This window comes from Streptococcus jiangnanensis, from assembly GCF_040888325.1.
GTDB classification, from domain to species: domain Bacteria; phylum Bacillota; class Bacilli; order Lactobacillales; family Streptococcaceae; genus Streptococcus; species Streptococcus jiangnanensis.
The window spans coordinates 242,893-262,356 of the sequence record NZ_JBFNFF010000002.1 but is presented as its reverse complement, the minus strand read 5'-3'; the positions used below and the strand labels follow the sequence as shown (position 1 = coordinate 262,356).

The following is a 19,464-nucleotide window of genomic DNA, read 5'->3' as shown; positions in this document are numbered from 1 at the left end:
TCCTTAATCTTTTTTACAACAAGATTCAAAAATCTCCTTTTGCTCTTGAATTTTCTGATCAATCTTAGAACAGTCTTTGTGCTCAATTTTTTTCTGGCATCGTTCCATTTCAAGAGCCACTAATTTTTTCTTAATTTTAAGCATTTTCTTGCTCATATGTGCTTCGTCGAGCACCCCAACTGCTCGCTCGTGATGCGTTGACTCGACAAAATTTTGGCGCATTGCCTCAAGCTTCTCACGAAGGTATTGTTTATCCATGTCTATACCTTTCTAATTTTTCAATCATAACTAAAAACGGTGGATTATTAACTTGGTTGAGAGTCCGATAAATGGCAGCTGTATACTCTTGTTGGTTCAACTGGCTAACAAACTCCAATACAGCATCCCTCTCAGTATCTCCTCCCTCATGACCATAGTAGATCATGATAGCAATCCGTCCCCCTTTGACAAGCAAATGACACAGCTTTTCTAAGGCTTCGATAGTGGTCTGAGGTTGAGTGATGACGGATTTGTCAGCAGAAGGCAGATAACCCAGATTAAAAATCCCTGCCTTAGCTTCTGTCACAAATTGATCAAGTGTCTCATGACCCTGCAAGATTAACTGGGCATTTGTCATTCCAGCCCGCTCCAAACGCTCTTGGGTTTTCTCCAAAGCCTGCTCCTGGATATCAAAGGCATAGACTTGCTTGGCTAGCTTGGCTAAAAATAGCGTATCGTGGCCATTACCCATAGTCGCATCCACTACGATATCCTCTTTTGTCACAACTCCCGCCAAAAAATCATGTGCCATCTCAAGTGGTCTTTTCATTTTTAAACTCCTGTTTTACAGCCTTGCATCCTTGCACACTTCCACGACGGCGCATCTCAGTTTCAATAGCATTTAGCACTTCCCATTTATTGAGGCTCCACATAGGACCAATCAACATATCTCTCGGTGCATCTCCTGTAATTCGATGGATGACGATATGCTTGGGAATGATTTCCAACTGGTCACAAATGACCTTGACATACTCGTCCTGACTCATCAGTTGCAAACGTCCTTCGTGGTAATCTCGCTGCATCCGTGTATTGGTCATGAGGTGAAGCAAGTGCAGCTTAATTCCTTGAATATCATTGTCCGTGACACAGCGACGGACATTTTCAATCATCATCTCATGAGTCTCACCGGGCAAACCATTGATCAAATGGGAAACAATCTCAATCTTGGGATACTTTCTCAAGCGTTTTACTGTTTCAACATACAATTCATAAGAATGGGCACGGTTAATCAAGTCAGAGGTTGCTTCAAAAGTGGTCTGCAAGCCCAATTCAACCGTCACATGCATACGCTCCGACAACTCAGCCAAATATTCGATAGTTTCGTCTGGTAAACAATCTGGCCGTGTTCCAATATTGATTCCAACTACACCTGGCTCGTTGATGGCCTGCTCATAACGTTCTCGGATGACTTCCACCTTTTCATGGGTGTTGGTAAAATTTTGAAAATAAACCAAGTACTTCTGAACATCTGGCCACTTGCGGTGCATAAAGTCAATTTCCTTATAAAATTGCTCACGGATAGGGGCATCCGGTGCCACAATGGCATCTCCAGAACCTGAAACCGTACAAAAAGTACAACCACCATGAGCTACAGTTCCATCACGATTTGGACAGTCAAATCCCGCATCAATAGGAACTTTGAAAGTCTTTTCTCCAAAAAGTTTTCGATAATAATCATTCAAGGTATTATAAGATTTCATAACTTTCATTATAACAAAAAACACCTACAATCTCAAAAGCCTGACTTTCCTACAAATTCCCTTGTTTCTCATTTCCTTTAGCGTTTTTTTATGATACAATATGGGTATGATTTTAATGAAAATAGCATCTATTTTATTATTGATATTAACCTTGGTGGTTTGCTTTATTGTCACCAAGCTTTTCGGACTTAGGAAAATAGGATTTAATTTCGCGGATCTCGCTTTTCCACTTTTGGTATTCGAGTACTATCTGATTACTGCTAAAGCTTTTACCCACAACTTTCTACCGCGACTTGGAGTCGCACTTTCTCTCCTAGCAATCCTCCTTGTAGTCTTTTTCCTTGTCAAAAAACGAAGTTTTTATTACCCTAAATTCATCAAATTCTTCTGGAGAGCCGGTTTTCTCCTTACCTTAATCATCTACATTTCTATGGTTGTCGAATTGATGATGCTCCCATAAAAAACATTCCCTCAGACAGCTGTCTAAGGGAATATTTTTATCTTCATACTTACTTTCTAAGCTCTACCAAAATACTTTTTCTTATTTCCTAAATGTCAAGGCGTAGAATTTGCCATCCCAAAGAAGCTTCATTTCCTTTTCCTTAACTTCGCTTGGAACAGCATTCTCAATTTCACTCAAATCAACAGTAGCATCTTTAAAATAATCCTTACTAAAATGATTTTTCTTATATTGCTGATCCACATAGTCAGCCGTCTCATCTGCAATTAAAATCTTAGTCCCTGGCTTCGCCACTCGTAGCATTTCCTGCATAGCCTTGGCCTTATCATTGAAAAAATTGATTCCGCCAATATGGTAGACAATGTCAAAACTATTATCCGCAAAGGGGAGATCCTCCGCGCAAGCATGGAAAAGTTGCAGATTGGTCTTTTTAGCGCAAGATTTCTGGCATTTTTTTAGCATACTGATAGAAATATCTACCCCTACAAAATCTAAACTTTTCAGGTCAATTGTCTCAGGAATATAACGTAGGTCTTGACCAGTCCCTATAGAGACATAGAGAACAGATAAATTATCTTTCCATTCTATTTCCTCCATCAGATCCCTTCTCAACTTATCAATTGCTTTGCCGTGGAGAAGTGGTCCTATCCATTTCTCACTCATATCGTACCAGCGAGCCATACGGTTATACATGGTCATGTATTTAGCATTATCTCCAGATAGATAATCTGGATTAAGAGACAGATAGATATCGCCATCTTTTTGAAAATTTTCTACCTTTAAACCTGACTTCAATTTATCTTGTAATCTTGTTTCAATCATATGCAACATCTCCTTTTTTATTTGTCACCTATTATAGAGGATTTCGTAGCAAAAATAATAGCTTTTCAGTAAGTGGCAACTATCCACTTGTATCCGGTAGTAGAACCAGGGTCAGTTACAAAAAAACAAGTGCCAATTTCCATTGACACTTGTTTCCACTTTTAAACTGTCTTGCAAAATTTCGTGAAAGATACCGTTTAAAAAACTTAATCTTCTTTTTTGCGTCTTGCCAAGAATCCTGTTCCCAATCCAAGAAGGGCGATTCCAGCTACTAGAGCCACTTGGTTAGACTCGCTTCCTGTATTAGGCAATTCCCCACCTTTTTTAGGCTTACCTGGTTCATTTGGTTTGCCAGGTGTTGGTTTTTCAGGAGTGTGCGTATTTGTAATGTTGTAACCTTCTACTGAAGCTGTATAACCATCTGGAACATTCACTTCTTCAACAGTGTAGGCAATCTCCTTACCTTCTTGATAACGATCAAGACCTGTAAACTCATAAGTCCAGCCACTTGTTTCTGACACTGTAGCTGTCTGACCAGTTTCCTTACCATCTGCAAGAAGTTTTACGGTGATAGATGCTGGACGGATGCCATCTTTGTTATCTTCATCTTTCCAGATCTTCTTACCTTTTACAGATGTTTTCTCTGGAGTATGTTCGTTGGTAATGGTGTACTTGCCATCCTTATCTGTAGTGATGGTTGCTTTGTATTCTGTCATAGCAGTTTCTTTGACAGTGTACTTGATTTCCTTACCATTCTCATACTTAGGAAGTTTTTTAGATTCGAACTTCCAGCCAGTTTTTTCTGAAACTTCAATTTCTTGAACAACCTTGTCGCCGTTAAGAATTTGAACTTTCACAGATGTTGTACGTTTGCCGTCTTGGTTGTTGTTATCTTTCCACACCTTAGTTCCTGAAAGAACAACTGTTTCTGGTGTGTGAGTGTTTGTCACGACCTGACCAGTCACAGAGGCTTCGTAACCAGCTGGTACATCCACTTCCTTGATAGAATAGGTGATTTCTTTTCCAGCTTCGTATTGTGGAAGATTGGTGAAGGATGCTACCCAAGTGTTATCGTCAGTCTTATCCTTAGCTGTTAAGGTCAATTTCTTACCTTCAACGGCTACTGGATCTGCATTTCCTACTTTTTTATAAAGTTGAACCGTTACGGACTCAGGACGCTTGCCGTCTTGGTTGTTCGCGTCCTTCCATACTTTTGTTACCTTGTAGTCAATTTCTTTAGGAGCATATTTGTTTGTGATGGTAAAGTCTGTAATAGTCGCTTCGTATTCTGCTACGGCTTCTTCTGTTACAGTGTATTTGATTTCTTTACCAGCTTTATATTTTGCTAATTTTTCGAATGTAGCAGTCCAAGTTCCGTCTGCGGCTGCTTGAACCTCTTTCGATGCTACTTTCTCACCGTCTGCTAAAAGATTGATTGTAATCTTAGTCGGACGTTTGCCGTCTTGGTTATTCGCGTCATCCCAGTTCTTAGTTGCTTTTACATCAACTGTTTCTGGTGAATAGCTATTTGTGATGGTGAATCCTGATGCAGCATCACCAGTAATTTCAGCAGTATAACCAGCAACAGTTACTTCTACTACTGTGTACTTAATAGGTGTTCCGCCTTTATCAGCATCAAGGTCTTTGAAGCTTCCAGCCCAACCATTTGCTTCAGTCAATTCAAGTGTTTTACCAGTATCTTGACCATCTGCAAGCAATTTAACTGTGACAGAAGATGGGCGTTTACCATCTTGGTTGTTCACGTCCTTCCATACTTTCTTAACAGAAACTTCCGTTTTTGCTGGAGTGTAAGTATTCTCGAAAGCTTTTTCGTCATCGTAAGAAACAGTTGCTTCAAGTGCACCTTTGCCCTTATCTACTACAGTAACTGTAGCCGTGACAGTTTTAGTGTCGTACTTGATGCTTGTATCACTGCCAGCTTTTTCAGCAATTTTAAAGGTATAAGTCCCTGCTTTGTCAAATTCCAATTCTGAGAAAGCAATGTTTCCGTCTTTGTCATTCTTCACAGTTTCTTTCACCTTACCATCTTGGTCTGTTAAAGTGAATTCAAACTCTTCAGCCTTCAACTCACGTCCTGTAAGTTTTTTATTAGCTTTAATCTTAACTTTAACTTTGCTACGTTTATTTGTAACTGTTTTGATAGCTCCATCTTGTCCAACAGTCATCTCAAATGGAGTAGGATTCAACTCATATCCCTCAGGAGCCTCAATTTCGGTTACCGTAAAGTTCCCTTTCTTGATATCACTTTCTGAGTAAATAGATGATTCAGCAATTCCGTCATCATTTGTCGTTACAATTTCTTCTTTAGCCGTAGCTCCTGCCGGAGGAGTAATCTTGAATTTTGCTCCTTTTAGACGGTCATGAGTCAGCTCGTCCACCTTATAAAGAATGATACGGTAAGCTGTCTCTAATTGTATAGTTCCTCCTGAGGCCACAACAGAATTACCAATCTGCTGAAGTACCGTCTTATTACTATAATCTTGATACTCCAGTTTTTTATCATTGGCTTTTACTTCGACATTATTCAGTACTTTTGTACCATCTCCTGGAGCGCTCGTTTTATAACCAATTCGAAAAGCTGCTGGTTTTCCATTTTTAGCTACGATAGAAGAAGCGTTGTTAATGATAATGGTGAATTCTGTATAAGAATTATTCCACTTAATTTCGTAATCTTTACCAGCTTCTAAAACTACCTCGTCTTTCATGTAGTATACTTTGTTATACCAACCTGCTATAACACTGAGAGATTCTGGAATCATTTGCATTGGTGACGAATTTGGATCGACCCAATCATGAATCTCAATTTTATCATATGAAGCTTGCTTTGGATTGACCCTAACATACCACGTATGAAGATATTGACCACTCTTATTTAAAGCTTTTGAGGTCCAGGCTTCCTTACTAATTAATCCATGATATTTACTAAAGTTGGCTTTGCCAATCCCTTCAGAATAATCAACCTCACCTCTTCGACCAACCCTGATTTGATAAGTAATTTCATTTATTGTTTCTGTCTTTTCAAAGCGTAGTGTTTGCTCACTTAGTTCATTCTTAGAACTAAATCCAAGATAGAAGCTTCCTCTAACATTCTGAACGTAGATTCCCTTCTTCTTCTCTAGGTAAGTTTTTAAATTTTTTAGGGTAATTGTAGCCTTTCCACCATTATTATCACCATTTGACACAATTTTTGCTTCTCCTATAACAAGGTCTGTTTCCTTGTCCTTTAGATCAAAAGTTTCCTCTCTAACTGACAAAGGACCTGGAACGGTGAATGTAAAGGTGTCACCATCCTCCAACTTACCATCGTAAGCACTTAAATCATAATCTACGATAAACTTGTAGTTCGGGTAATCATTATGCTCAGGAGACAGAGTATAAACACCATTCGCATCCGGTTTTATAAATCTACCATTATCAACCTCCCAAATTCCAATATTACTGATAACGTTCTTCAGTTCCTTTGCTTGAACTGAATTTGGAGCAAAGATCATCCCTAGCAAACAGGCCAGAGAGGTTAGGATGGGTAACCAAAATTTCTTGTTCTTCATAATCTTCCTTTCTAAATTACCGAAAACATTAAAACGACCAACTCTGATAATAGATTCCCAATACTCATCTCCTTTCAGACTTATTGAAATACATGAGAGTTATTAATTAAACTACATCATATTAACATATTTCATAACTATATGTGAGTACAATACTTATCGTATTTGTTCTGTACTTAATATAGAAATTTCCTTTAATTTCATTATAAAACAAAATTAACTTTTTTTGTAATATTATGAGGTTATTGCCTTTTGAAAATGTTGACACAGTGTAAAATTACTGTCATAAAAATTAATTCTTTCATCACACTGAAGTTTCTTTAAGTTTAGTGTACACATACGAACAACTTCTCTTTTACACAAACAGAAAGAAACATTGCACAAAACATTCCATTTATTTATAAGTTTGATACACCTTAATAATTATCCAAACTATTTTATATAAGTAAAAATCGGAAGAGATTTAGCAATAGTCATATACCATACTGGTAAATAGTTTAATTTATCATATTTCATTATTCTGAATCATAGAAAAAAGACCAGGGGGTTATCCCTGATCTTTCTTTACTGTACTTATTGGCTACTAAATGAGATTAGTCTTCTTTTCTTCGTTTAGTTGCTACAAGACCTGCACCTAAAGCTAGAAGAGCTAAACCTGCTGCTAATGCAGCTTGTCCAGATTCACTTCCAGTGTTTGGTAGGTTAGGATTTTCTGGTTCAGTTTGGTCCGTTACTACTAACTTACCATCCTTAAACTCAACCTGATTTCCACTAGCATTTACCACTGTTACAGTTCCGTCGTAGTTAACTTGGAATGTAATATCTGTTACTGCTAAGTATCCAGTTGGAGCGGCTTCTTCATGGAAAGTATATACTCCTGGAGTCAAATCAAGTACATGTGATTGATTGGCTTTTGAAGTCCATTCAGCCACAGGACTACCTGCAACTTTTTCTCCACGGAAAATTTGGATTTTTGCACCCGCGATTTCTTCACCCGCTAGATTTACCTTGCTGAAGGTGATCTTACGTGGAAGGTCATCATCTTTATCAGTTACAGTTACAGTTGAACCGTTTGTGGCAACTTTGTTTTCTTCACCTTTAGAGTCTTTTTCACCAACATTTGTCACTTCCACTGTGCCATCATGTTTGACTTGGAAAGTGATGTCCGTTACTTTGAGGTATCCAGTTGGGGCTGCTTCCTCATGGAAGGTGTAAGTACCTGGGGCCAAGTTGAGATCTTTAGACTTACCAGCTTCAGATGTCCAGCTTTCTACGGCTGTGCCTTCTGCCTTATCGCCCTTGTAGATCTTGATTTGAGCACCCGCGATTTCTTCACCCGCTAGATTTACCTTGCTGAAGGTAATCTTACGTGGTAGGTCATCATCTTTATCAGTTACAGTTACAGTTGAACCGTTTGTGGCAACTTTGTTTTCTTCACCCTTAGAGTCTTTCTCACCAACGTTTGTCACTTCCACTGTGCCATCATGTTTGACTTGGAAAGTGATGTCCGTTACTTTGAGGTAACCGGTTGGAGCTGCTTCCTCATGGAAGGTGTAAGTACCTGGAGCCAAGTTAAGATCTTTAGACTTACCAGCTTCTGAAGTCCAGCTTTCTACGGCTGTGCCTTCTGCCTTGTCGCCCTTGTAGATCTTGATTTGAGCGCCTGCGATTTCTGTTCCACCAAGGCTAACCTTGCTGAAGGTAATCTTACGTGGAAGGTCATCGTCTTTATCGGTTATAGTTACAGTTGAGCCGTTGGTAACGACTTTGTTTTCTTCACCTTTAGAGTCTTTCTCACCAACGTTGGTCACTTCCACTGTGCCATCATGTTTGACTTGGAAAGTGATGTCCGTTACTTTGAGGTAACCGGTTGGAGCTGCTTCCTCATGGAAGGTGTAAGTGCCTGGAGACAAATTCAAGTCTTTAGACTTACCAGCTTCAGATGTCCAGCTTTCTACGGCTGTGCCTTCTGCCTTGTCGCCTTTATAGATCTTAATCTCTGCACCTGCGATTTCTGTTCCACCAAGGCTAACCTTACTGAAGGTAATCTTACGTGGAAGGTCATCATCTTTGTCGGTCACAGTTACAGTTGAGCCGTTTGTGGCAACTTTGTTTTCTTCACCCTTAGAGTCTTTCTCACCAACGTTGGTCACTTCCACTGTACCATCATGTTTGACTTGGAAAGTGATGTCGGTTATTTTGAGGTAGCCTGTTGGAGCGGCCTCCTCATGGAAGGTGTAAGTGCCTGGAGACAAATTCAAGTCTTTAGACTTACCAGCTTCTGAAGTCCAGCTTTCTACAGCTGTACCTTCTGCCTTATCGCCCTTGTAGATCTTGATTTGTGCTCCTGCGATTTCTGTACCACCAAGGCTAACCTTACTGAAGGTAATCTTACGTGGACTATCATCATCTTTATCAGTGACTTTGATTGTTGAACCATCGGTTACGACTGTATTGTCCTCGCCTTTAGCATCCTTAGTACCAACATTCGTCACTTTAACTGTTCCATCATAGTTAACTTGGAAAGTGATATCCGTTACTTTGAGGTATCCAGTTGGGGCTGCTTCCTCATGGAAGGTGTAAGTACCTGGGGCCAAGTTCAATTCTTTAGACTTACCAGCTTCTGAAGTCCAGCTTTCTACAGCTGTACCTTCTGCCTTATCGCCCTTGTAGATCTTGATTTGTGCTCCTGCGATTTCTGTACCACCAAGGCTAACCTTACTGAAGGTAATCTTACGTGGACTATCATCATCTTTATCAGTGACTTTGATTGTTGAACCATCGGTTACGACTGTATTGTCCTCGCCTTTAGCATCCTTAGTACCAACATTCGTCACTTTAACTGTTCCATCATAGTTAACTTGGAAAGTGATATCCGTTACTTTGAGGTATCCAGTTGGGGCTGCTTCCTCATGGAAGGTGTAAGTACCTGGGGCCAAGTTCAATTCTTTAGACTTACCAGCTTCTGAAGTCCAGCTTTCTACAGCTGTACCTTCTGCCTTATCGCCTTTGAAGATCTTGATTTGTGCTCCTGCGATTTCAACCCCACCAAGACTAATTTTACTGAACGTGATTTTACGAGCTACATCGTCATCTTTATCAGTAACTGTCAGAGTTGAATTTTGGGCTACAACACGATTGTCTTCACCTTTAGAATCTTTTTCACCTACTTTTGTCACTTCAACAGTACCGTTAGGTTTAACTTGGAAAGTGATATCCGTTACTTTGAGGTAGCCAGTTGGGGCTGCTTCCTCATGGAAAGTGTAGATACCAGGTTCAAGATTCAATTGCTTAGGTTGGTCAGTTGAAGTCCAGCTTTCTACGGCTGTACCTTCAGCTTTTTCGCCCTTGTAGATCTTAATCTGTGCACCAGCGATTTCATTTCCTCCAAGGTTTACCTTACTGAAGGTAATCGCCTTTGGAGTTGTATCTTCTTTGTCAGTGATTGACAAAACAGAACCAGTTGTTACGACAGTATCTGTTGTACCTTTTTTGACAATTGTAATAGAACCATCAGCATTGACCGTGAAGGTAACATCATCAACATACTGATACCCATCTGGAGCAACGGACTCTGTTAGAGTATAGGTACCAGGAGCTAATTTAATCACTTTAGAAGTATTAGCTTCTGTTGTCCAGTCTGCTACAGGTGGAGCTTCTGGTCTTACACGATCTCCACTATAGATTTTCAGTTCCGCTCCTGGAATTTCTTTTCCATTTGGATCCACCTTTTTGAAAGTAATCTCTTTCTCAGTTGGTGTCTTCGGAGGTGTCTTCTTATTTTCAATTCGACGTTCTACTGATTTGTCTGAACCAAACTCATCTGGAGAAATTTTAATATCTTCAGTTAATTTGTCATAGCCAAGAGGAGCAGTTACTTCACGAATTGTATAGTTGTCTCGCAACAATTTGCCTACACTAGCGTTACCATCAGAATCTGTTGTCAATCGTCCAACAACGGCTTGGTTACGATCACGAATCACTTCAAAAACTGCACCTTGTAAAGGTTGGCCTGCTTCGTCTACCTTATGAATTTTAATGGTGAAAACATATCCTTCCGCAACACCACCTGCAATCTGGTAAATACGCGTGCTAGTTGATTGTTCATTCTCACTACCATTGTAACTCATGTTAGCTACGTTCGTAATTTCCTCTCCATCAACAAGATCGTAATTCGCTTTAGCTCGATACTCGATCATATAACCAAAACCATTAGTATCTCCTAAAGGAAGGGTGAAACCATCACTATTCGCATTTACCACTAGTTGGTTTTTAAAGGTTTCAGTCATATCCTGAGCATCGGACCATTTCCAGTCTCCGTTATTCCAGCTCCAGTTTACTTTATAAATACGAAAAGTATCTGGTAGGAATATCATATTTGGAGAAGAGAAAGCATCTTTGATAGTGACATCACTGTAGTTCGCCATATTGCGGTTTACAGTAATGTTATAACGGATTACATTTTTCTCGTCATCCTTGTATTGGAAGGAACTCTTTTCAATTTTAGAGTCGTATTTCCCTGGAGGGCCGTTATAACGGATTTTCCCTGCAAATAGAACTCTATGGCCTACTGTAACGTTAACATCAACGTCTTTTTCTTCTGAAACAACGTCATGGTCAACTCGGACATAGACAAAGAATTTCCCCCTAACGCCAGAATTATTCTCAACAAATTTTGTATAAGTGAGAGTAATTGTTTTGCTAGCTGCATCTAAACGACCAGTAGCTACAAGATTGTTAGAAGCATCTCGTAATTCAATGTCTGAAGAGTTTGAAAATGTAATCTCTGATGGCAATTGAAGTGTTGTTGTATCACCTTCATGCACCGTATTATCTGGCAAAACAAAATCTGCAGTAAGACGGAATTCTTGCCAAATATCCAACCCTTGCGTTAAAGCTTCACCAGATCTGTTTTCAACACCAACACTAGTGATAACATCATTATACTCTGTCGCATGTACTTGCGTCAGAGGGGCAAACGATTGGAGAATAACTCCCAAACAAAGAATAAGAATCTGAATCCAAGATCTTATTTTCTTGTTCATTGAATCTTCCTTTCTTAATAATATTCAATTGTAAATGTACAATGTAATTGTAAACTAATTGATTGTCCCCAACTAATCACCATTTCCCTTTTTCAAGTAAAAATTGATAGCTACATTACTTTCATATTTTATCATACTATTTAAAAAAAGGCTAGAAACATCAAACATTTTTTAAAATTTATTTTACTATTTAAAATTCATATTTTCTTATCGAATTCCCCATCAATTTATTGTATCGTTTTCTCCTATCATCGAAACAGAAACTGGTATATTTTACCGCTATTTTTTTAAAAATAAGTTCACCTTGTTTTCGATACCAGATAGTGTTTTTATCATTTTGGTTATCTGATTTCATAAACGTTAAATTGTTCTAGAGAGAATGCTTCTACCTATTAAAAAGACCAGGTTTCCCTGGTCTTTCTGAGATACAATTAGAAGAAATACTGATTCATTCTAGTCTTCTTTTTTGCCTTTAGTGGCCACTAGACCTGCACTCAAACCAAGAAGAGCTAGGCCTGCTGCTAGGGCTGCTTGACTTTCTGCACTTCCTGTATTTGGTAACTGTTCTTCTTGAGCTTGACTAGCTTCACTTGAAGCAATTTCTTTTGTATCTGCTTTTTCTGATACTTGTGGTTTTGTAGATTCTTGAGGTACTGGTTTAGTTGTTTCACTAGCCGTACCAACTTCTACAATGCGATCTTGAGCCATGACTTTATCATAGCTTTCTTTTTCAGTTCGCTTGCCATTTTCAACTTCGATCAAGTGAACACGGATACCTTTTTGACCTTCTTGGAGAACACGAGTTTGACCCGCTGGAAGCTGATCATTCTTTTGTTCCTGAACCTTGAAATCAATTGTTTCTTCTTCGATTACAAGTTCTGGTCTGTTAAGGACTAGGTTCTTCACTTCATCTTCTGGAAGAGAAGTTCCTGGTTTAGTGCCAACTTCTACTATACGATCTTGAGCAGCGACTTTATCGTAAGTTTCTTTAAGCTGACGTTTTCCATTTTCCACTTCAATCAAGTGAAGACGAATACCTTTTTGACCTTCTTGTAGGACACGAGTTTCTCCTAGGTACAACTTATCAGACTTACGCTCCTGAACCTTGAAGTCAATGATTTCTTCTTCGACTATAAGTTCGGGTCTGTCGAGGACAAGGTTCTTCACTTCGTCTTCTGGAAGAGAGGTTCCTGGTTTTGTTCCGACCAAGACGATGCGGTCTGTCGGAGCCTCTACCACTTCGCGAAGTTTTTCTTCCTTACTTCCACTAGGATTAACCGCTGTGAAGATCCGTTCCTTACCAACTTTTCCTTCTTGTTCTACACGAGTTTCACCTAGATACAGTGTTGAATCCTTTTTCTCAACTGTCTTATAGGCCAAATCTTTTTCAACAAATTCGAGTTTTGGAAGATCTTCTTGTACAGCAGCAACAGTCTTCTCAGAAACTGGTTTTTCCTTAGTCAACTGAATACGGTATTCCTTGACTTGTTTTCCACTTTCTGAAACAAGGCGAACAAGTACTGGAAGGCTATCGTCTCCGCTATCTACAACTGTTGAAGCTACTTGATTACTTTCTTCGACTGAGACTTTTGGACGTTGACCTTTATAGGTGATTTGGTAGTCTTGACGATCTTCAGCGAGGTCAGGAAGCTCTTTTCCATCGACAAGAATCTTTGATTGGGTACTTTCTTGAGGCAATTCACTTGGTGCAAGGAAGGTCATCTCAATCATCGCAACACCGCTCTTGTCTGCTTTACGCTCCATACGCCATCTCATGGCTTTGGCTTTGACAGCTTTAAATGTTACGTTGATTTCATCACCAGCTGCGATGTCTTTATCCGCACGATAAGGAACAGCTTCCCAATTTTCTGGATTGTTGAATGGATGGGCTGCATCGTAGGCTTGGTAGTTTGAATAGTAGGTTGGCACTTCAAACTCTGGGCCAATATAACGTTCCAAAACGAGTTTAGATGGTGCATCTGTACCACTATCTGCAAAGAAATGAAGTTTGGCTTGCGCTACAGTCCGTTCTACAATCTTACCATTTTCACGGAAGATCACACCTGCTGATACTTCTGGATTAGAAGATGGTGTTGGAGACCAGTTTGTCCAACGACGATTTTCTGAATGATTTCCGTCATTGAGATAGTCCACACGGTCATGGGAGTTTCTATCAATGTCGTTAGTGGCTGAAGCAAAGGCGCGGTTACTATTTTCATCATACTCTGGGTTATTTGAAAGAGCTTCACCAAGTTTGTCTGTCACTCGTACAGTGAACTCAGCAACAAGATCACTACCAAGGACACGACCTCGAACGGTAAATTGACCTGCTTTTGTCAGATTTTCTGCTGGAACTTCTTCCCATTCAACTGCCAAGTCTTTTGTTTCGTAACCGTCTTTACCTGTGAAGTAAACCGGAACCTTAGTTGGCAATTCAAGTGGTTGTCCTACTTGTAGCAAGCGAGCTTGTTTGACCGCAGCAACTGGTTTACGAGAGAGCAAATCTTTATTGCTTGTAAAGTGTAGACGGTATTCTCCTAGGATGTCGCCATTTTCAGCTTTCGCGATGACACGGACTGGCTCTCCTTCACGAACACTTGGAACGACGGTAGCGAGACCATTGTTGCTAACACTTGCTGTTACTGCAGGAACTTTTCCATCTACAGACTCAAGGTAGTAGTCTGTCAAATCAGGGTTGAAGTTCGCTAAGTCTTTACCGTAAACTTGGATTCTCGTTTGTCCTTGTTTAGCTGCTGCGACTTGTTTCGCAAAAATTTGTACTTCTGTGATAGACGTTCCTTTCTTGCTATCAAGTCGAACCATACGAATGCGAACCGCATAGGTTTCAACCTTGTCAAAGCTGAAATGATTCATTTCTCCAGCTTTTAATTGAGCTGGTGCTTTGAGATTGCTTACCTCTTTCCAGTTTGCAGGATCATTAAAGGCATGGTTTTCCTCACCTACAAAGCTAGGGTTTTTAGGGGCTGTTGGAACGGTCTTACCGACATAATATTCAATCACATAAGACTTCGGTACACCAACTCCGTGGTCTTCGTGGAATCCGACACTTAGATTATCAACTGAACGTTTGCTCAAAATACCTGAATCTCCGAATAGGACACCAACTGAAGCTTCTGGATTACTACGGTTCCAGTTTGTCCAACGGTTAGCTGGGCGATCATTAAAGGAAATCAATTTATCGTTGACATTTGAAACAGGATCAGTTGGATTTGAGTCTGAAGCAAAGGCCAGTGGCAATTCTGAACCGGTCCATTGGTCAGAAATATTTGCACCCTGCTCAGTTTGAGCAGATACGCGAACATGAAGTTTAGTTGTTAATTGCGTACCTTCTAGACGACCATTAACTGTAAAGACACCTTCCTTGGCGTATTGGTCAGATTGAATCGCATCCCAAGTAACCTTAGCTGATGAAACGTGACCATTTGAATCGTAGGTACGAACGCTTTCTGGTAATTGAGGCGCTTCTGCGATTGGGGTCGTCACACTGACTTCTTCAACTGAAACGATGCCTTCTACAGAGACTTTTGCACGCGCCTCAAGGTCAAGTCCTTCAACTTTACCTAGAACTTCAAAGGTTTGATAGTGATCGAGTTTTTCTTTTGGAATAGCTTGCCAAGTGACTTTATGAGTTTTAGGGAAACCTTTGTCATACTCAACCGTTACTGTTGTTGGAAGAGTAGGTTCTTGATGCAAGTCTGTCACTACATTTACTGGACGGATCGATTGCGCAACCTTCGTCTCAGTATTGGCTTGGATAGTGAGTTCAACTTGGCCTTTAGCTCCCTCATATTCCGCTTTCAGAGTGACTGCTCCTGGCTTATGTAACTCAAGCATTCCTTTACGAACCGCGACTTCCCCTTCACCACTTGTAGAGAAGGTTACTTTATCAGCTGGTAAAACTGCTTGTGTTCCGTCTTGATAGTGAGCGAGTACAGACAATTTCACTGTTTGGTCTTCTTTAAGACCGTCAACTTGCTCTACTTGTAAGCTCAAGTGGTCAATTTTCGGTGCTTCTTCAAGGAATTGAATTGCATAGGTTTGAAGAGGTCCACCATCTTTTGGTTGAACATAGATGCTTGCACGCATGCCGTTTGCTGCACTTGCTTGGACTACAGTAACAGCTGCATTTTCAGCACTTGCTACAACTTCTGGCAAGGATGCACCGTAAGCAAGAGTTCGATATTGCATTGGATTTTGAGTAGTAAGACCAGTGACAGATTCGCCACCAACAGTTACATTTGGTACTGCAGGAGCCGCAGGATTACCTTCTTCTACCACAAGGGTAGCGTGAATAGTCTCACCACCCAGTTGACCAGTCATTTGAATACGTGATCCTGCAACTGACAGTTTAGCTTTATCTGCTTCCGCAATCTCCCACTTATCAACTTCGTATTCTTGTACGCTTCCATCCGTAACAGCAATAGAAACGTATTTGTCAACAGCGCTCAAGTCTGTTCCTGGAGCAACACGCTTAACAGTTGGAAGCTCATTTGCGATTGCTAGAATTTCGACACGGGCCTCAACTTCGCGTCCGTCTGCCATACCTTTAACAGTCACAACTCCTGCTTGGCTCACATCAACTGAAGACCAAGTGACTGGACGTTTTTCACGACTGCCATCACTGTAGATAAAACCGACTGTCTTCGGCATTTTTGGCTCTTTCTCAATAACAGTACGTACTTTTGGTACTTCTGTACCTAAAACAGTCTTTTCTTGTCCTTCTTTCTTACCTGTAAAGACAGTGACTTGGTCCGATTTCAAGAGATCTGAATGAGCTGTCAGTGTGAATTTACCTGCTTGCTCAGTTGATTTAACAATGGCAACCCCTTTACCGTTAAAGGCTCTGCGAATCCAAGAACCATCTGGTTGTGCCTTGTAGCGTTCACGGCTGGCTTGTTCCCCATTATCTACACCGACAAGTTGACCTTGGCCATGTAATTGGAAGCGAACCAGATTATTAGCAGTTGGTACCACATTTCCTTCACTGTCTACGATTTCATAGTAGATGTAAGTCAAGTCTTTTCCATCTGCAGCGATTGCGTGTTCTTCCTTGATGAGACGAACACCTGCAGGTTGACCTGCAGTGGTAATCTTGTCACGTGCAATTTCTTTACCAGCTTCATCACGAGCTACTGCTTCTAAGGTACCTGGTTGGTAAGCAACCTTCCACTCAAGATAGAGTTCCTTAGCATTGGCACCTTCTTGGTAGGTACGACCATCACTAGTTTGTTTTTTGTTGAACTTTTTAACACCGAGAGATTGACCGTTCAAGAACAATTCAACACTTGCAGCATTAGAGTAAGCGCGAACTGGAATCTTTCCTTGTGCATCTTCTACTTTAGAGGCCAAGTCTCTATTCTCCCAGTTCCAGTGAGGAAGGAGGTGCACCATTGGTTTCTTCTTGACAGAAACCCATTGACTTTGGTAGAGGTAGAAGTCATGTTTTGGAATACCGGCTGTATCTACGATACCAAAGTAAGAGCTCTTAACGGGAGTTTGGTTTTGGTTGTGCCATGGTGTAGGTTCACCGATATAGTCCGTACCTGTCCAGATAAACTGTCCAGCATAGCCAGCGTTGTCACGGTCAAACGTCCATGAATCTGTTGCCGTTTTACCCCAGCCAACTCGGTCATTACCATAGTCAGACTGTTCGTAATGACGCTCAGGTCCGTTACTATGTTTCAATTCCTGTTCAGGGCGATAGTAACTTCCACGTGTACGGGTAGCTGAAGATGTTTCAGAACCGTAAATCAACCAGTTTGGATGTTTCGCACGAAGTTTCTTGTAGTTATCTTCTGAATAGTTGAAACCAACTGCATCCAGTTCATTAGCAATTTTCTCATGATCACCGCTACCATCACCAAAGCGGAACTTATCTGCTCCCATGGTAACATAACGTGTAGTATCAACATCTTTAATCACTTTTACTAAGCGTTTAACCGTTGCAAGAGAATGAGCATTACCATTGGCTTCACCGATTTCGTTTCCGATAGACCACATGAAGACAGCTGGGTTATTTTTATCTCTTTCGACCATGGTACGAAGATCGTAGTCAGACCATTTTTCACCTTTTCTAGCTTCTGGGTGAGTGGCATCTTTTTCAAAGAAACGTCCGTAGTCATATGGTTTCTTGCCACCATACCACGTATCAAAAGCCTCTTCCTGAACCAGCAAACCAAGTTCTGCTGCGATTTGCAATGTCTGTGGACTTGCAGGGTTATGAGTTGTACGGATGGAGTTAACGCCCATCTCCTTCATTTGTTTGAGACGACGGTATTCTGCTTTATAATTTTCTTCTGCTCCAAGCGCTCCGTGGTCATGGTGCAAGGAAACACCATGGAATTTAATGCGTTCACCATTCAAAGAGAATCCTTCATTTGGAGTCCAATGATAGTAACGGTAACCAAACAAATCTTTCTTAGCATCAACCAATTGACCGTCACGGTAAACACGCGTAATCAATTCGTACAAGGCAGGTTTATCATTTAAAACTGTCCAGAGTTTTGGTTGTTCAACTTCTAAAATCGCATAAAGACTTGTTGACTCATGTGCTTTCAAGGTACGGCTCGCTGTACGAACCAAGCCTGTTACAGCCTGACCACCACGTTCAACGATTTGATACTCTGCCACTAGTTCATGGTCTTTATCGTCTGTATTGACAATTCTGCTGGCTACATGAGTTTCAACCTTACCATGTTGCTGTTGTTCTAGTTTTGGTGTTAAGATAGTTGTTCCATTTTTTTCAACATGAACCTTATCAGTCACTTGCAAGGTTACATCACGGTAGATACCACTACCTGAGTACCAACGGCTACTTGGCTGTTTGTTAACCGCATGGACAGCAATCACATTCTCACGACCATCTTTGTGAAGGTATTTGGTGATATCGTATGAGAACTGGTTATAACCATTTGGATAATGCCCCACTAACTGGCCATTGACATAGACTTGAGAATCCATGTAGACACCATCAAAGGTGACACGAACATTTTTCTTGAGATCTTTTTCATCAAGTTTAAAGGTCTTGCGATACCAAGCTTCACCACCATTGAGCTGTCCACCCTCGTTTTGGGCAGGTGACTGATGGTCAAAATCGTTAAAGATACTCCAATCGTGTGGGAGATCCAATTTTTGCCATGTTGATACATCGGCATCTGATTTCACAGCTTCTTTAGGATTCGCATTGAGTTTAAAGTGCCAATTTTGATTAAAATCCACTTTTCTATCTTCAATCATTTGATTCACTTCTTCATTTGTCGCAGCTTTCAACTCTTCCTTGACAGGCTTTTCCTGACTTGAAGCTTGAGATTCTACCTTTGGATCTGTTTCTTCAGGTTTTAGAGACGCCTTCTCCTCTTTTGGAGCTACAGGTTCCTCTTCTTTCTTCTCGGGTTTGCTTGCTTCAATTGGAGTGGCTTGACTTTGATCGACACTTGCAGCATCCTTGTGCTCTGCTACAGCTTGATTTTCTTTTTCCACCACTGCCGGACTTTCCTCTTTTGCTTGTTCCACAGTGTGGGTGATAGGAGTTTCATCCGCGAAAACTGGTGATTCTCCAATGACACTTCCTCCAAATAGAACCGCACAGGTTCCAATCATGACAGAGCAAGCGCCTACGGCAAACTTACGAATGCTGTAGACTCTTTTACGATTCCAATGGCCTTTTTCCATAAAGTCCTCCTTTAGTAACCGCTTCCATTTTCTTGTAAGCGTATTACTTTTTCATAGCCTTTTACCCTTATTTTATAAAATAATATAGGAATTTTCAATATCCTAAACACAAAAAATCATATTTTTGATTGTTTTTT

8 protein-coding genes are annotated in these 19,464 nt (G+C 40.5%); 1 reads left to right on the top strand and 7 read right to left on the bottom strand.

Features of this window, described 5'->3' with window-relative positions; all coding sequences use genetic code 11:
* Positions 1–3: 3 nt before the first annotated feature.
* The 3 genes from AB2B49_RS03875 to mnmL are packed head-to-tail and all read right to left on the bottom strand — an operon-like array spanning position 4 to position 1,748.
* Positions 4–258, bottom strand: coding sequence for a hypothetical protein (locus tag AB2B49_RS03875; protein ID WP_000361094.1), 255 nt, complete (start codon positions 256–258; stop codon positions 4–6).
* The gene (mnmM, locus tag AB2B49_RS03870; protein WP_033629467.1) at positions 251–808 is read right to left on the bottom strand and encodes a tRNA 5-(aminomethyl)-2-thiouridylate-methyltransferase MnmM; all 558 of its coding nucleotides are present in this window, start codon (positions 806–808) and stop codon (positions 251–253) included. Before mnmM ends, AB2B49_RS03875 begins: the two co-directional genes overlap by 8 nt.
* On the bottom strand, positions 792–1,748 hold the full coding sequence (gene mnmL / locus AB2B49_RS03865; protein ID WP_000867026.1) for a tRNA modification radical SAM protein MnmL/YtqA: 957 nt from the start codon (positions 1,746–1,748) through the stop codon (positions 792–794). The genes mnmM and mnmL overlap by 17 nt, the downstream gene beginning before the upstream one ends.
* Before the next feature lie 91 nt (positions 1,749–1,839).
* On the opposite strand from mnmL, the gene AB2B49_RS03860 reads away from it, so the two are divergent.
* Positions 1,840–2,199 (top strand): DUF3397 domain-containing protein, encoded by a 360-nt coding sequence (locus AB2B49_RS03860; RefSeq protein WP_049505549.1) that lies wholly within the window; start codon positions 1,840–1,842, stop codon positions 2,197–2,199.
* 81 nt (positions 2,200–2,280) lie between these two features.
* On the opposite strand, the gene AB2B49_RS03855 is transcribed toward AB2B49_RS03860, so the two are convergent.
* From AB2B49_RS03855 to bgaA, 4 genes are all read right to left on the bottom strand, one after another.
* Complete coding sequence (locus tag AB2B49_RS03855) at positions 2,281–3,021, bottom strand: class I SAM-dependent methyltransferase (protein WP_049505550.1); 741 nt, start codon at positions 3,019–3,021, stop codon at positions 2,281–2,283.
* A gap of 206 nt (positions 3,022–3,227) precedes the next feature.
* Complete coding sequence (locus tag AB2B49_RS03850; RefSeq protein ID WP_320691938.1) at positions 3,228–6,590, bottom strand: Cna B-type domain-containing protein; 3,363 nt, start codon at positions 6,588–6,590, stop codon at positions 3,228–3,230.
* 593 nt (positions 6,591–7,183) lie between these two features.
* The gene (locus tag AB2B49_RS03845; RefSeq protein ID WP_320691937.1) at positions 7,184–11,635 is read right to left on the bottom strand and encodes a SpaA isopeptide-forming pilin-related protein; all 4,452 of its coding nucleotides are present in this window, start codon (positions 11,633–11,635) and stop codon (positions 7,184–7,186) included.
* Between the two features lie 453 nt (positions 11,636–12,088).
* Positions 12,089–19,327 carry an LPXTG-anchored adhesin/beta-galactosidase BgaA gene (gene bgaA / locus AB2B49_RS03840; RefSeq protein ID WP_071851144.1) on the bottom strand — a complete coding sequence of 2,413 codons (7,239 nt, stop codon included), beginning with the start codon at positions 19,325–19,327 and terminating at the stop codon, positions 12,089–12,091.
* Between the last annotated feature and the right edge of the window lie 137 nt (positions 19,328–19,464).